Below are 13,957 nucleotides of genomic sequence, written 5' to 3'. Positions count from 1 at the left end.
GCGTCCGGTCAGCGCCGGGCGGCGGTCATGCCGGCCTGGCGGCCGAAGAAGGTCGAGTCGCCCAGCGACATGCCCGAACTGTAGCCTTCGCCCCAGCGCGGCAGGCCGCAGGCGCAGCGGCCGGCAGCGTAGAGGCCGGCGATCGGCTTGCCGTCGGCGTCCAGCACTTCGCCGCTCGGGCGGGTGTGCAGGCCGCCCATCGTGAAAGCGTGCGCGTTCAGCTCGCCGGCGCAGTAGCTGAGCGCGGCGAAGGGCGCAACGGTGAGCGGGCGCAGCCAGTCGGCCGCCTTGTGGAACAGCGGATCCTGGCCTTCGGCGGCGTTGCGGTTGAAGGTCTCCACGGTATGCACCAGCGCGCCCGCCGGCAGGCCGAGCTCCCGTTCGATTTCCTCCCAGCTTTCGCCCACGGCGGCGATCGGGATGTCCGGCTCGATCACCGGGCGGCCGAAAATCTCGTTGTCCACCAGCAGCCAGGCCTTGCCTTCCGGCTGGCGCAGCACGTAATGGCCGACGCGGCCGTGGTAGGCGTCCTCGTTGATGAAGCGCTCGCCGCGCGCGTTGATGAAGATGCCCTTCACCAGCGACTCGGGGGGGAAGAAGGGGATGGTGGCGAAGAACTGATCCATGTGGATGGTCGCGCCGCCAACACTGATGCCCATGCGGATGCCCGAGCCGTCGTCGTTGCCGCCGGAGACGGGCTGGGTGCAGGCCAGCGCGCCCGGCGCATAGCGCGCCACCATGTCGCGGTTCACGATGAAGCCGCCGGCGCACAGGATCACGCCCTTGTGCGCACGCACGTATTTTTCCTCGCCGTCGATGCGCACCACCACGCCGGCCACGCTGCCGTTGCGGTCAACGATCAGGCTCAGCGCCCGGCTGTTGCAGTGGAGCGTGGCGCCGAGCGCCTCGGCGCGCGTACACAGCTTTTCCATCAGCACCTTGCCGCCGCCCCAGCCCTCGAACTGCGCGGTATGGCCGCGCGGCGCCGGCCTGGCCCGGGCGCTGAACGGCCAGGCGGCTTCGCTGCCTGACCACAGCAAGGTGTCGTCGGTCGTCGGCTCGATCCATTTGCCCGGCAGGTAGCTGCCCTTGAACGGCACGCCCTGCGTTCCCAGCCAGTCGAAATGCGCCGCCGCGCCTTCGGCGTACAGGCGCACGCGCCCGGTATCGGCGCCCGGGCCGCCGGCCATCATCAGGTAGGTGTAGAGATCCTCGGTGCTGTCCTCGAAGCCGTGCGCGCGCTGCACGCTGGTGCCGCCGCTGCCGCCGGCGTAGATCTCGCCGCCCGACAGCGCCGCGCTGCCGCCCGGCGCGGAAGCGACTTCGAACACCCGCACGCGGGCACCGGCAAGCCGTGCCTCGATCGCCGCGCAACTGCCGGCCGCGCCCAGGCCGATCACGGCGACGTCGGTGTCGATGTCCCAGCGCGGCACGTCCTCGATGCGGCAGGGGCGGGCGGGGCTGTGGGCCGGTGTCGTGTCCTGGGTCATGCCGAGTCTCCTTTGTCTGTGTCCGGCGTGCGTCGTCCCTGCGGCACGCTCTGCCCGCCCGATCATCGAGACCCCGGCATGTCGCCGCATCCTCCGATTGAACGATGGTTGCACCATAGTCCGCATTGACGATGAGCGCGGCCGGGACTGCCGCCAACATCGGCGACATTGCAACAGCAACTGGGGTGGAGCGTGAGCGAGCAGGATCGGTCTCGGACGGATTGGGATGTCATCGTCGTCGGCTCGGGTGCGGGCGCGATGACCTCGGCGGTCGTCGCCGCCGACAAGGGCTTGTCGGTGCTGGTGATCGAGAAGAGCGACAAGTTCGGCGGCACCTCGGCGATCTCCGGCGGCGGCATCTGGATCCCGAACAACCACCATTTTGCCGCCAAGGGCGGCCACGACAGCCAGGACGAGGCGCTGCGCTACATCCTCGCCGCCGGCGGCGGCAAGGCCGACGAAACCAAGGTGCGCGCCTATCTCGCCCAGGCGCCGGAGATGATCCGCTACCTCGAGATCAAATCCCGCGTGCGCTACGCGGTGGCGGAAAAGTATCCCGACTACTACCAGCACCTGCCGGGCGCGCTGCCGGGCGGGCGCTCGCTCGACCCCGAGCTGTTCGACACCAGCGTGCTCGGCGACGAACTCCAGCATCTGCGCCGCCCTTCGCCGGCCACGCTGCTGATGGGACGCATCTCGTGGACGGCGCGCGACGCCCACGTCGCGATGGCGCGCGAGCGCGGCTGGCGGCTGAAAGTGCTCGGCCTGATGCTGCGCTACAAGCTCGACTTCAAATGGCGCAAGAAGACCAAGTACGACCGCCGCGCCGCGCTCGGCAGCGCGCTGGTGTGCTCGCTGCGCGCCTCGCTGATGGATCGCAAGGTGCCGCTGTGGCTGAAGACCGATTTCCGCGAGCTGGTGATCGAGGACGGCCGCGTCGCCGGCGTGCGGGTCGAGCGCGACGGTTTGCCGATGACGCTCACCGCCCGCCGGGGCGTGATCCTCGGCGCCGGCGGCTTCGAGCAGAACCAGGCGCTGCGCGAAAAATACCTGCCGCAGCCCACCCAGGCGCGCTGGAGCGCGACGCCGCCCGGCAACAACACCGGCGCCGCGCTCGAAGCCGGCCTGGCGGCGGGCGCCGCCACCGACCTGCTCGACTGGGCATGGTGGGCGCCGACCATCGCCGTGACCGGCGAGGAGAAGCCGCGCGGCGTGTTCGCCGAGCGCGCCTTTCCGGGCGCGATCGTGGTCAACGGCCTGGGCCGGCGCTTCTGCAACGAGGCCCAGGGCTATCTCGAATTCGGCGATGCGATGTACCGCGACAACGCCGCCACCGGCGGCAGGAACGTGCCGGCATGGTGCATCTTCGATGCCGGCTTCCGCTTCAACTATGCAATGGGACCGCTGATGCCGGCGCAGATCATGCCCGACGGCCGGCTGCGCAAGGAATGGCTGGGCACGGTGTACTGGAAGGCCGACTCCCTCGACGCGCTGGCCCGCCAGATCGGCGTCAACCCCGCCGGCCTGGCCGACACCGTGGCGAAGATGAACGAGTACGCCCGCAGGGGCAAGGATGCCGAGTTCGGCCGCGGCGACAGCGTCTTCGACCGCTACTACGGCGACGTCAACGTCAAGCCCAACCCCTGCCTGGCGCCGATCGAGAAAGGTCCGTTCTACGCCATGCGCATGGATGCGGGCGACATCGGCACCAAGGGCGGGCTGCTGACCGACGCCCAGGCCCGCGTGGTGCGCGCCGACGGCTCGCCGATCGACGGGCTCTACGCGATCGGCAACACCTCGGCCTCGGTGATGGGCACGGCCTATCCGGGCGCCGGCGCCACGCTCGGCCCGGCAATGACTTTCGGCTACATCGCCGCCAATCACATCGCCGCGCAGGCGTGACGCTTCATCAGGAGACAGGCATGGCAGGACGAATCGAAGGCAGGATCGCGCTGGTCACCGGCGGCGCGAGCGGCGTGGGCCGCGCCACGGTGGAGGCCTTCGTGCGCGAAGGTGCGCAGGTGGTGCTGACCGACCTCAACGTCGAGGCCGGCGAGGCGCTGGCGGCGGAATTGGGCGGCAAGGCGTGTTTCATTCGCCAGGACGCGGCTTCGGCCGCCGACTGGGACATGGTGGCCGCGGCCGTGCGCGAGCGCTTCGGCCGCCTCGACATCCTGGTGAACAACGCCGGCATCCTGCTCAAGGGCTCGATCGAGGATGCCACGCTGGACGACTGGCAGCGCCTGATGCGGATCAACGCCGACAGCGTCTTCCTCGGCTGCAAGGCCGGCGTGGCGCTGATGAAGGACGGCGGCGGTTCGATCATCAACATCTCGTCGATTGCCGGCATCGCCGGCCGCGACGACTACGCCGCCTACGGCGCCTCCAAGGCCGCGATCTCCGGCCTCACGCGCGCGGTCGCCGCGCACTGCCGCCGGGCCAAGTACCGCATCCGCTGCAACTCCATCCATCCCGACGGCATCATGACGCCGATGACCGCTGGCAGCTATCCGCAAGGCGTGGATCCGGCGCGCTTCACCATCGACGCCGACCCGATGAACCGCGCCTGCCTGCCGGCCGACGTTGCCGCCGCGATCCTGTTCCTCGCCGAGGACGGCTCGCGCGCGGTCAATGGCATCGAGCTGCGCGTCAACAGCGGCCAGTTCGTCATGAGCATCTGAGGCGCGGCATCCCATGACCGAAGCCTTCGTTCCGCCGCTCGCCCGCAGCCTGCCCGCGCTCGTCCTCGAAGCCGCGGCCCGCCACGGCGAACGCATCTTCATCGAGGACGGCGACACCCGCATCGACTATGCCGGCCTGCCGGCCCGCGTGTTCGCCGTCAGCCGCGCCTTGATCGCCCACGGCATCGAAGCCGGCGACCGCGTCGCGATCTGGGCGCCCAACCGCGCCGAATGGATCATCGCCGCACTCGGCATCCACTGCGCTGGCGCGGCGATGGTGCCGATCAACACCCGCATGAAAGGCGCCGAGGCCGCCGACATCATCGGCCGCAGCGGCAGCCGCATCCTGTTCGTCGTCAACCGTTTCCTCGATACCGACTACCCGGCGATGCTGGCCGGCTGCCGGCCGCCGACGCTGGAAAAAGTCGTCGCCATCGGCGAGGCCGGGCCGCACGCGGATACCGACTGGGCCGCTTTCCTGGCCAGCGGCGCAGGCATCGACGAAGCCCGGGCCCACGCGCGCGCCGAGGCCGTTCGACCCGGCGACATCTCGGACCTGATGTTCACCTCCGGCACCACCGGCCGCCCCAAGGGCGTGATGAGCGCCCACCACCAGGTCATCCAGGCCTTCATCGCCTATGTGCAGATCGCCGGCATCCGCGCCGGCGACCGCTACCTGATCGTCAATCCCTTCTTCCACACCTTCGGCTACAAGGCCGGCTGGGTCACCTGCCTGATCGCTGGCGCCACCGTGCTGCCGCATCCGGTGTTCGACGCCGAGGCGGTGTTCCGCCGCATCGAGGCCGACCGCATCAGCGTGCTGCCGGGGCCGCCGACGCTCTACCTGTCGATGCTGGCGCATCCCGGGCTGGCGCAGACCGATCTGTCCAGCCTGCGCGTGGCCGTCACCGGCGCGTCAACGATTCCGCCGGTGTTGATCGAGCGCATGCGCCGCGAACTGGGCTTCGACGTCGTGCTCACCGCCTACGGCCTGACCGAATGCGGCGGGCTGGCGAGCTGCTGCGAAGCCGACGACGACGCCGAAACCGTCGCCCTGACCAGCGGCCATGCCATTCCCGGCACCGAACTGCGCATCGTCGATGCCGATAACCGGCCATTGGCCGCCGGCGAGACGGGCGAAATCTGCCTGCGCGGCTTCCACGTCATGCAGGGTTATTTCCAGGACGACAAGGCCACCGCCGAAACCATCGATGCCGACGGCTGGCTGCACACCGGCGACGTCGGCACGCTGGACGCGCGCGGCTACCTGCGCATCACCGGACGCCTCAAGGACATGTTCATCGTCGGCGGCTTCAACTGCTATCCGGCCGAGATCGAAGCCGCCCTGACCGAGCACCCCGCGATCGCCCAGGTGGCGGTGATCGGCGTGCCCGACGAGCGCATGGGCGAAGTGGGCTGCGCCTGCGTGGTGCCGCGCCCCGGCCAGGCGCTGGACGAAGCCGGCCTGATCGCCTGGTCGCGCGAGCGCATGGCCAACTACAAGGTGCCGCGCCTGGTGCGCTTCTTCGACGCACTGCCGGTCAATGCGTCGAACAAGGTCGACAAGAACGAATTGCGGGCGCAACTGCGTGTTCCTGCGTGAATCCGTCGCGCCGCCTGCCTGTCCCGCCCACGCCAGCGAGGTGCACATGAACCGGAACCCGGATCGCGACACGCTGTTCAGCCCGTTCAGGCTGGGGCCGATCACGCTGCGCAACCGCTTCATCCGCGCCGGCGCCAACGAGGGCATGGTGCTCGACGGTGCGCCGACACGGGCGCTGCTCGAACACCACCGCAGCATGGCCGCCGGCGGCGTCGGCCTGACCACCGTGGCCTATGGCGCGGTCGCCAAGGTCGGCCGTACCTTGCCCAACCAGGTGTGGATGCGCGTGGAAATCCTGCCCGACCTGAAGGCGCTGGCCGACGCCGTGCATGCCGAAGGCGGCGCCATTTCCTACCAGCTCACCCACGGCGGCTCCTTCGTCACCTCGGTGAAGGTCGAAGGCCCGACCATGAGCGCCAGCGGCGGCTTCAACAAGGCCGGCTTCATGCGCGGCAACCTGCGCCAGCGGGCGATGACGCGCGCCGACATGGATCTCGTCATCGGCCAGTTCGTCGTCGCCGCCGAGCTCTGTGCCCAGGCGGGTTTCGACGCGGTCGAGATCCACATGGGCCACGGCTACCTGCTCAACCAGTTCATCTCGCCGCTCTCCAACAAGCGCCGCGACGAATACGGCGGCAGCGCGGAGAACCGCGCACGTTTTCCGGTCGAAGTGCTGCGGCGGGTCAAGGAGAAGGTCGGCCAGCGCATGGCGGTGCTGGCCAAGATCAACGTCGCCGACGGCGTGCCCGGCGGCGCCACGGTGGACGACGCCATCGTCACCGCACGCCTGCTGCAACAGGCCGGCGCCGACCTGCTGGTGCTGTCCGGCGGGCGCAACATCGAATCGGGCTGGTTCATGTTCGGCAGCAACTTCGACATGGACGAAATGAAGAAGGTGCTCAAGGGCAGCTGGCTGACCGGCTTGATGATGAAGGCCGCGCAGTTCGGCACGCCCAAGGTCAGCTTCCGCGAGATGTACTTCCTCGAATATTCGCGCCGCATCCGCGCCGCGGTGGATGTGCCGCTGGGCTACCTCGGCGGCGCGCGTTCGCTGGCCAACGCCGAGCAGGCGATGGCCGAAGGCTTCGACGCGGTGGTGATGGCGCGGCCGCTGATTCACGATCCGAAGCTGATCGACAAGTTCCGCCGCGGCGAAACTGCGGTGTCGGGCTGTACCAACTGCAACCGCTGCATTCCCTACATCTACCACCCGGCGGGCACCATGTGCGTGCTGAATCCGCCGAACGATCCGGCGCTGAACCGGGTGAGGGCGGCGGGCTGAAGCTGCCAATCACGGGTGGCGATTGCGTTGAGCTTGGTGTCGATCACGATGCATTGCGTTCTGCTCCTCGACCAATCTGCCGTGCTTCCAACTCCTGCCGTGTTTTTGCCAGCTCAGCGGCCAGCAGTTTTTCATCCGGCAGCACGGTCTGATATTCGGCCGCCAGCACCTTGTTCGGCAGTCCTTCCAAGGCGTAGCGCACCTCGTCGTTGCCTTTGCTGGCACACAGGATCAGACCGATGGGTGGGTTTTCGCCCGGTTTCATCCAGTGCTCGCGAGCGTAGTTGAGGTACAGGTGCATCTGGCCGGCGTCGGCATGGCTGAACTTGCCGATCTTGAGATCGATGATCAGCAGGCACTTGAGCCGGCGATGGAAGAACACCAGATCGACGCGGAACCAGGTGTCGTCGAGGCGCAGCCGCCGCTGGCGGCCGACAAAGGCGAAATCGTCGCCCAGCTCCAGCAGGAAGTCCGCCAGGTGCTGGATCAATGCGTTTTCGAGGTCGGACTCGGAGTATTCGTCCTTGAGATCGAGAAACTCCAGGACGAAGGGGTCCTTGATGGCCTGCTCAGGCGTGATGGCGTCGCCGGGTTGGACGACCTCGGCTTTCTGCAACATGGCTGCCTTGTCTCGGGACAGGGCGATGCGCTCGTAGAATTGGCTGTTGATCTGGCGATCAAGTTGCCGCACCGACCAGCCGCAGCGCAATGCTTCCGTTTCGTAGAAGCTGCGGGCCAGCGGGTTCTTGACCGAGAGCAGGCGAACATAGGCCGACCACGGTAGTGGGAAGGCCTGAGTGAGTGTGTGCAGGTCGGCGAATGGTCCAGACGCCGTCTGGAGATTTCCACGCCCAGCAGATTCTCCAGACACTGTCTGGAGAATTTGTGAATCGGGCCAGGCAAGATAGAAAGCCCGCATCTGCCACAGGTTTTGCCTGCTGAACCCCCGGCCGAACAGGGTTGTCAGGTCTGCCGCAAGGCGGGCGATCAAGGTCTCGCCATACTCTGCCCTGTCACGCCCACCTTGCTCGAACTCGACGATGCGGTGGCCGACCCTCCAGTAGGTGGCGGTCATCACCGTATTCACACTGCGCATGGCAGTGTGGCGGGCCGACTCCAGCAGGGAGATGAGATCGGCGCGAACGGTGGCGTATTCGGTGTCGGTCGGAGTCACTGCGGTCATCCCTGCTCCTCGTCCACCAGCGTTGTTTCCATCGGCTCAGGCTTCACCATGATCATGCGAGGTGCTCACCGGCTTCGTCGATCCTGGCTTTTGACACGAGCTCACCATCGAAGCCCGGAGTGGTGAAGGGGGCATGGCCATGCTGGGGAAATCGATGTTGTCGAAGTGCTCCTTGCCGCAACCAGCCTTGGGATGAGAGCTGATGCGAAATGCTTGCGCGCGGCTGGAAGCCTGGCCTGATTATCGCAGATCGAGGGCTGCTGGACTTCCGGGAGGTCCAGGTGGCCGCGATATGCGTCACGCATCTCGGATGCCGGCAGTTTCGAGGGCACCGCCCCGTTGAGTTGAACTCAAAGCTGACTGGCTGTGCCCGTTTCTGATGTCCGAGGACGGCATCTCCTCGCAGGGCATCTTCCTGCGCGTGTTTCCGCTACTGGAGTCGCGCGGCGGTGGATGCGCCGTCGGGCTAGCTCGGCGACGGATTAGACAAGGTGGGCCGGATCAGGCGGTGATGCCGCCGCCGTTCAGCGGCACCACCTGTCCGGTCACCCACTCGGCCTCGCGCGAGGCCAGCCAGGCCACACCGGCGCCGACGTCCGCCGGCGAACCGGCGCGCGGCACGATGCAGTTCTTGCGTGCCAGCTCCTCCGAGCCTTCCCAGTTGTTCATCGTGCCCAGCGACAAGGCATTCACATTCACGCCCTTGCGTCCTACCTCGGCGGCGAGCTGGCGCACGAAACCGACCACGCCGGCCTTCGATGCCGCATAGGCGGCAATACCCATCGGCACCGCCGCGCGCCAGGACTCGGAAGTGATCGCCACCACGCGGCCCCATTTCTTCTCGATCATGCCCGGCAGCACGGCGTGGCAGCCGTTCATCAGGCCGTACATGTTCAGCTCGACGAAGCGCTGCCAGTCCTCGGGCTGCGACTCCAGGAACTTGCCGTAGCCCATGCCGCTGGTCGGCACGCCGGCATTGGAGACGTAGATGTCCACGATGCCGGCCTGCTCGCGCACCGCCGCGACCATTTTCTGCACGGCGTCGTAATCGGTGACGTCGGCCGGCGCGGCCAGCGCCTTCAGCCCGGCTGCGCGCAATTCGGCGGCGGCCGCTTCGGCGCGTTCGGCGAAGTAGTCGTTGATCGCCACGGTGGAGCCCTGGCGGGCCAGTGTTTCGGCCACGCCGCGACCCATGCCGCGGCCGGCGCCGGTGACGATGGCGACGCAGCCATCCAGTCTGAAGAGGGGAGAGTCGGACATCGCGCTCATCTTCCTTCGAGATTGGGGAACCGGGTGGAAAACTGCGGGAGGAAGCTCAGCGTCCTTCAAACTTCGGCGGCCGCTTCTCGATGAACGCCGCCATGCCTTCCTTCTGGTCGCGCGAAGCGAACAGCAGGGCGTTGGCGCGGCGTTCCATCGCCAGTGCGGCTTCGAGCGGCGCGTCCATGCCCAGCAGGATGCATTCCTTGATCTGCTCGGCGGCCAGCGGCGGCATCGCGGCGATGGTGCGCGCCAGCTCGATCGCGGTCGGGATCACCTGTTCATCGGGCACCAGGTCGCTGACCAGGCCGGCCGTCCAGGCTTCGTGTGCGCTGATCGGCTTGCCGGTCAGCGCCATGCGCATCGCCTTGGCCTTGCCGACGGCGCGCACCAGGCGCTGGGTGCCGCCGATGCCGGGCATGATGCCGATGCGGATCTCGGGTTGGCAGAAGCGCGCGCCTTCGCCGGCGACGATGATGTCGGCCAGCATCGCCAGCTCGCAGCCGCCGCCGTAGGCGTAGCCGCACACCGCGGCGACGACCGGCTTGGGGCAGTGCTGGATCGGGCCCCACACGCGCTCGGTGTGGCGCCGGGTGATCTCGATCGGGCCGGCGCCGGCCATGCTGGTGATGTCGCCGCCGGCAGCGAAGACCTTGTCGCCGCCGGTCAGCACGATGCAGCGCACGCTGTCGTCCGCCGCCAGCTCGGTGAAACGCTGCGACAGCAAAGCCTGCAATTCGAGCGACAGCGCGTTGGTGGCTTCGGGGCGGTTCAGGCGCAGCAGCGCGACGCCGCCGTCCAGGCGTTCGAGCAGCAGCGAAGGGGACGGTGACGGAGGTGTGGCATCGGTGCTCATCGGGGCTCCATGCGGGTCTGCGGGGCGGTGGCCGCTCGGCGGCAGCACCGCCCCGGGCGGGATCGGGGACAGGACGATTATTCCGCCTGCCGCGCAAGCCGCTCATCGTCCGTTCAGACGACGATGGGCGAGGGGGGCGAACCTAGACTCGCAGGCATCCAAACCAAGGCGGAGAAACGCGCATGAACACACAGGCTCTGGACTACCGCGGCAAGGTCGTTCTGGTCACCGGCGGCACCAAGGGCATCGGCGCCGGCATCGCCCGGGCCTTCCTGGCGGCGGGCGCGGCGGTGGCGGTGTGCGGTCGTAATGCGCCCGAGGCGCTGCCCGAAGCCGAGGGCAGGGCGGCCGAATTCTTCCCCGCCGACGTGCGCGACGTCGAATCCCTGCAAAGCTTGTTCGCTGCGATCCGTGCGCGTTTCGGCCGGCTGGACGTGGTGGTCAACAATGCCGGCGGCGCGCCTTTCGCGCTGGCCGACAAAGCCTCGCCGCGCTTCCACGAGGGCATCATCCGCCTCAACCTGATCGCGCCGCTCAACGTCGCCCAGCAGGCCAACGCGCTGATGCAGCAGCAGGCCGAAGGCGGCGTCATCGTCTTCATCGGCAGCGTCGCCGCCTCGCGCCCGTCGCCCGGCACCGCCGCCTATGGCGCGGCGAAGGCCGGCGTGCTGTCGCTCGCGTCCTCGCTGGCGGTGGAGTGGGCGCCCAGGGTGCGCGTGCTCGCCATCAGCCCCGGCCTGGTGCAGACCGAGCAATCCCACCTGCACTATGGCGACGAGGCCGGCATCGCCGCTGTCGGCGCCACCATCCCGGCCGGCCGCATGGCCACGCCGCAGGACATCGCCGATGCCTGCCTGTACGCCGCCTCGCCGATGGCTGCGTATTTCGCCGGCACCAACCTGCTGCTGCACGGCGGCGGCGAGCGGCCGGCTTTTCTTGCGGCGGCGAATGCGGGGGAGTAATGGCGGAGGCTCGCGCCTCAGTTTGCCGATTCGGGAGCCAGGACAGGAAATATTGCACGGTGGCTTTCTGAACCGAGGCTCGTCGACACGGTGCATGGATTTACCATCTTTAGATGGAAAGCCTTTCGATCGACGAGGGCGGGTTCATGCACCAGCCCCGAGCCATTGTTTTCGTAGACGCGGACAATCAGTCGCCTGTGTTGGGCAGCTTGCTGCTGCGGTTTCTTGCCAGTATCGGACGTGACGACGTCCAGTGTTTCATTGCGGGCAACGGTAGCGGCGATCGTGTAAATGCCTGGCGGGCCAGTCTCGAAGATACCAAGCCCGATGTGCAGGTTGTCGCCCACGTCACTCCACTGCGCAAGCAGTCGGCCGATGTGCGTCTGGTATTCGAGATGGCGACCCTGTACCACAGCCAGCCCGATCCGCAGACCGTGATCCTGGTCGTGTCGCGTGACGATCTGCTGCTGGCCGCGGCGGAGTCACTGCATGTATTGGGGCACCACGTGTTGATCGTGCTGGGGGGATCGGCAACGACCGTTCCGTTGGCGACCGAGTTGCCGGTGCTTGTGCTGCCGCTGCCCCAGCCGCCTGCGCAACCGCTGCCAAAAGAAGAAGCCCCGCCGGTAACGGTTGAACCTCAGTCACCTCAAGTCGCAGAAGCTGTGGACAGCAGAGTCGTGAGTGCCACAATCAGCAAAATTCGCCAGACACTTGTGCAAAGCAAGGGTGGGGGCTATGCGGCATCGGCAGTTGGGCATCTGCTGTCACAGATGGGATACGACAGGGAGATGAGAACGAGGATCTTGCAATCGATACCGAACCTCAGAGAAGCAGTGGTAGGTGCGGATAAGATCCTATTCTTTTGATCGTCCGCATATATCTCGAGCAGCACCCATCACTCTGCTGGGACTGCGGGGGTGCGTGCTTCGCTCCCCGCCGTTCGCGCCTTCATCAGGCTCAGACTCAAACCCAGCGCCAGCGCGATCAGCCCCAGCAACATGTATCCCACGTTGCTCAGCGCCGCATTCAGCCCTTCCAGCATCGCCTGATTCATCAGCACATCGGCTGCAAGCCCGGCATCGGCCAATTGGCTTGCCAGCTCGGCCGGCACTTCGCGCGCACGGCTGCTGGCTGCGTGGGCGAGGCCGTCGACCGTAGTCGCGTCGAGGCCGAGCGGGGCGGTCTGGCGGGCGATGGCGCTGTGGGTGGCGTGGGCCAGGCTGGCGCCGAAGACGGCCAGCGACAGTGATGAGCCGGTGGGGCTGCCGAGGTCGCGGAACATGCTGAACAGGCCGCTGCCGGCGCCCATGTCCTTGGCCGGCACGGCGCCCAGCGCCAGCTTCATGATCGCCGGCGTGTTGCAGCCGATCGACAGGCCCAGGATGCAGGCGATGACGATGATCATCCACAGCGGCGTATCGACCTCGATGTTCAGGAACAGCAGGGTGCCGATCAGGCTGGCGAGCATCGCGGCGATGGACAGCAGGCGCGGCTCGATGCGGTCAACCAGCCTGCCGGCGACCGGCGAGCTGAGCAGGCCGCTGCCGTACAGGAACAGCGTGACGAAGCCGAACTGCGCCGCGGTGCCGCCCGGGCGGCTGTTGATGAAGAAGGCCAGCGAATAGACGATGCCGCTGGCGAAGATCATGTGCAGCCAGTAGATCGCCGAGGGTGTGGCGAAGGCGCGGCGCGACAGCAGGCCGACGTCGATGACCGGGTTCTCGGCCTTGCGGCTGTGCCGCCACAGCAGGACCAGGCTGCCGGTGCCGACGGTGACGATCGCCCAGGTGACGAGGGATTCCTTGCCGAAGTTGGTCGCCCAGGTGGGCAGCGACAGCAGCGCGGTGATGACCGCGAACAGCAGCATCGCGCCGATGTAGTCGAAGGCGGAACGGGCCTTGGCGGGGGCGATTTCCGGCACCAGCAGGCGCACCGGCAGCAGTCCGATAAGGGTCAGCGCGCCGCTGATCCAATACACGCTGGGCCAACCCAGGCGGTCGATCAGCAGGCCGCCGAGCAGGCCGCCCGAGGCCGCGCCGAAGGTCATCGTGAAGGCGAGGACGCCCAGCGCCAGGCCGCGCTTGTTGTCGGGGAACAGGTGGGCGGCATAGGCGAACACGCCGGGCAGGATGCAGGCCGCGCCCAGGCCCTGGACGAAGCGCGCGGCGAGGAAGAAGCCGAAGTCCGGCGCCCAGGCCGCGGCGAACTCGGAAACCGCGAAGACCAGCATGCCGATGCTGAGGATCCGCTTGCGCCCGTACTGGTCGCCGAGCCGGCCCATGATCGGCGCGAACACCGTCAGCGCCAGCGAATACAGGATCAGCACCAGCGCCGCCATGTTGACCTGGATGCCGAAGTGGCGGGTCACGCTCGGCAGCGCCGGGGCCTGGAAGGCGGCGGCCTCGATCGTGATGAAGGTGCCGAACAGCAGGGCGGCATACACGGCCCATGCCTTTCGCGTGTCGATGCGCGATTCCATGCGGGAGTCTCCGGGGGCGGCGCATGCGGGTGCGCGCCGCCTTTGTGCCGGGCGGATGGTCGGTGCCGCGGGGTGGGGGCACATCGTCTGATGGGACTAAGCCGGGCTCGGAAAGTGACAAGTGAGCGGCAAGTGAGCAGCGGCGAATGTCGAGCCCC

11 protein-coding genes are annotated in these 13,957 nt (G+C 67.7%); 6 read left to right on the top strand and 5 right to left on the bottom strand.

Features of this window, described 5'->3' with window-relative positions; genetic code table 11:
- Positions 1 to 8: 8 nt before the first annotated feature.
- Positions 9 to 1,490, bottom strand: coding sequence for an FAD-dependent oxidoreductase (locus tag QM748_RS10730; RefSeq protein WP_415246963.1), 1,482 nt, complete (start codon positions 1,488 to 1,490; stop codon positions 9 to 11).
- 192 nt (positions 1,491 to 1,682) lie between these two features.
- Here QM748_RS10730 and QM748_RS10725 point away from each other — a divergent pair, with 192 nt between their 5' ends.
- From QM748_RS10725 to QM748_RS10710, 4 genes are read left to right on the top strand one after another with little or no spacing between them, the layout of a single operon-like run.
- The gene (locus QM748_RS10725; protein ID WP_415246962.1) at positions 1,683 to 3,392 is read left to right on the top strand and encodes an FAD-binding protein; all 1,710 of its coding nucleotides are present in this window, start codon (positions 1,683 to 1,685) and stop codon (positions 3,390 to 3,392) included.
- 20 nt (positions 3,393 to 3,412) lie between these two features.
- Positions 3,413 to 4,171 carry an SDR family oxidoreductase gene (locus tag QM748_RS10720; protein WP_415246961.1) on the top strand — a complete coding sequence of 253 codons (759 nt, stop codon included), beginning with the start codon at positions 3,413 to 3,415 and terminating at the stop codon, positions 4,169 to 4,171.
- A gap of 13 nt (positions 4,172 to 4,184) precedes the next feature.
- Positions 4,185 to 5,774: a FadD3 family acyl-CoA ligase gene (locus QM748_RS10715; protein ID WP_415246960.1), complete on the top strand. Its 1,590-nt coding sequence runs from the start codon at positions 4,185 to 4,187 to the stop codon at positions 5,772 to 5,774.
- A 46-nt stretch (positions 5,775 to 5,820) separates the two neighbouring features.
- Entirely contained in the window at positions 5,821 to 7,056 is a 1,236-nt protein-coding gene (locus QM748_RS10710; RefSeq protein WP_415246959.1) for an NADH:flavin oxidoreductase, read from the top strand.
- 43 nt (positions 7,057 to 7,099) lie between these two features.
- On the opposite strand, the gene QM748_RS10705 is transcribed toward QM748_RS10710, so the two are convergent.
- The 3 genes from QM748_RS10705 to QM748_RS10695 form a co-directional block, all read right to left on the bottom strand.
- Positions 7,100 to 8,239 carry a PDDEXK nuclease domain-containing protein gene (locus tag QM748_RS10705; RefSeq protein WP_415246958.1) on the bottom strand — a complete coding sequence of 380 codons (1,140 nt, stop codon included), beginning with the start codon at positions 8,237 to 8,239 and terminating at the stop codon, positions 7,100 to 7,102.
- Positions 8,240 to 8,740: 501 nt separating this feature from the next.
- Entirely contained in the window at positions 8,741 to 9,499 is a 759-nt protein-coding gene (locus tag QM748_RS10700) for an SDR family NAD(P)-dependent oxidoreductase (RefSeq protein ID WP_415246957.1), read from the bottom strand.
- 55 nt (positions 9,500 to 9,554) lie between these two features.
- The gene (locus QM748_RS10695; protein WP_415246956.1) at positions 9,555 to 10,355 is read right to left on the bottom strand and encodes an enoyl-CoA hydratase; all 801 of its coding nucleotides are present in this window, start codon (positions 10,353 to 10,355) and stop codon (positions 9,555 to 9,557) included.
- Between the two features lie 182 nt (positions 10,356 to 10,537).
- Between QM748_RS10695 and QM748_RS10690 the strand changes: the two genes are divergently transcribed.
- Together QM748_RS10690 and QM748_RS10685 are read left to right on the top strand one after the other, a co-directional pair.
- On the top strand, positions 10,538 to 11,317 hold the full coding sequence (locus tag QM748_RS10690; RefSeq protein ID WP_415246955.1) for an SDR family oxidoreductase: 780 nt from the start codon (positions 10,538 to 10,540) through the stop codon (positions 11,315 to 11,317).
- 113 nt (positions 11,318 to 11,430) lie between these two features.
- Entirely contained in the window at positions 11,431 to 12,186 is a 756-nt protein-coding gene (locus QM748_RS10685; RefSeq protein ID WP_415246954.1) for an NYN domain-containing protein, read from the top strand.
- Positions 12,187 to 12,215: 29 nt separating this feature from the next.
- On the opposite strand, the gene QM748_RS10680 is transcribed toward QM748_RS10685, so the two are convergent.
- On the bottom strand, positions 12,216 to 13,799 hold the full coding sequence (locus tag QM748_RS10680) for an MFS transporter (protein WP_415246953.1): 1,584 nt from the start codon (positions 13,797 to 13,799) through the stop codon (positions 12,216 to 12,218).
- Between the last annotated feature and the right edge of the window lie 158 nt (positions 13,800 to 13,957).

The sequence above is a fragment of the Thauera sp. genome, assembly GCF_047601425.1.
In the GTDB taxonomy this organism is placed as follows: Bacteria; Pseudomonadota; Gammaproteobacteria; order Burkholderiales; family Rhodocyclaceae; genus Thauera.
This window is presented reverse-complemented; position numbering and strand designations above follow the sequence as displayed.

What these genes read in the sequence shown, in the direction of transcription:
- QM748_RS10730 (WP_415246963.1), bottom strand. Translation starts at nt 1,490, where the DNA reads ATGACCCAGGACACGACACCGGCCCACAGCCCCGCCCGCCCCTGCCGC.
- QM748_RS10720 (WP_415246961.1), top strand. Translation starts at nt 3,413, where the DNA reads ATGGCAGGACGAATCGAAGGCAGGATCGCGCTGGTCACCGGCGGCGCG.
- QM748_RS10715 (WP_415246960.1), top strand. Translation starts at nt 4,185, where the DNA reads ATGACCGAAGCCTTCGTTCCGCCGCTCGCCCGCAGCCTGCCCGCGCTC.
- QM748_RS10710 (WP_415246959.1), top strand. Translation starts at nt 5,821, where the DNA reads ATGAACCGGAACCCGGATCGCGACACGCTGTTCAGCCCGTTCAGGCTG.
- QM748_RS10705 (WP_415246958.1), bottom strand. Translation starts at nt 8,239, where the DNA reads ATGACCGCAGTGACTCCGACCGACACCGAATACGCCACCGTTCGCGCC.
- QM748_RS10700 (WP_415246957.1), bottom strand. Translation starts at nt 9,499, where the DNA reads ATGTCCGACTCTCCCCTCTTCAGACTGGATGGCTGCGTCGCCATCGTC.
- QM748_RS10695 (WP_415246956.1), bottom strand. Translation starts at nt 10,355, where the DNA reads ATGAGCACCGATGCCACACCTCCGTCACCGTCCCCTTCGCTGCTGCTC.
- QM748_RS10690 (WP_415246955.1), top strand. Translation starts at nt 10,538, where the DNA reads ATGAACACACAGGCTCTGGACTACCGCGGCAAGGTCGTTCTGGTCACC.
- QM748_RS10685 (WP_415246954.1), top strand. Translation starts at nt 11,431, where the DNA reads ATGGAAAGCCTTTCGATCGACGAGGGCGGGTTCATGCACCAGCCCCGA.
- QM748_RS10680 (WP_415246953.1), bottom strand. Translation starts at nt 13,799, where the DNA reads ATGGAATCGCGCATCGACACGCGAAAGGCATGGGCCGTGTATGCCGCC.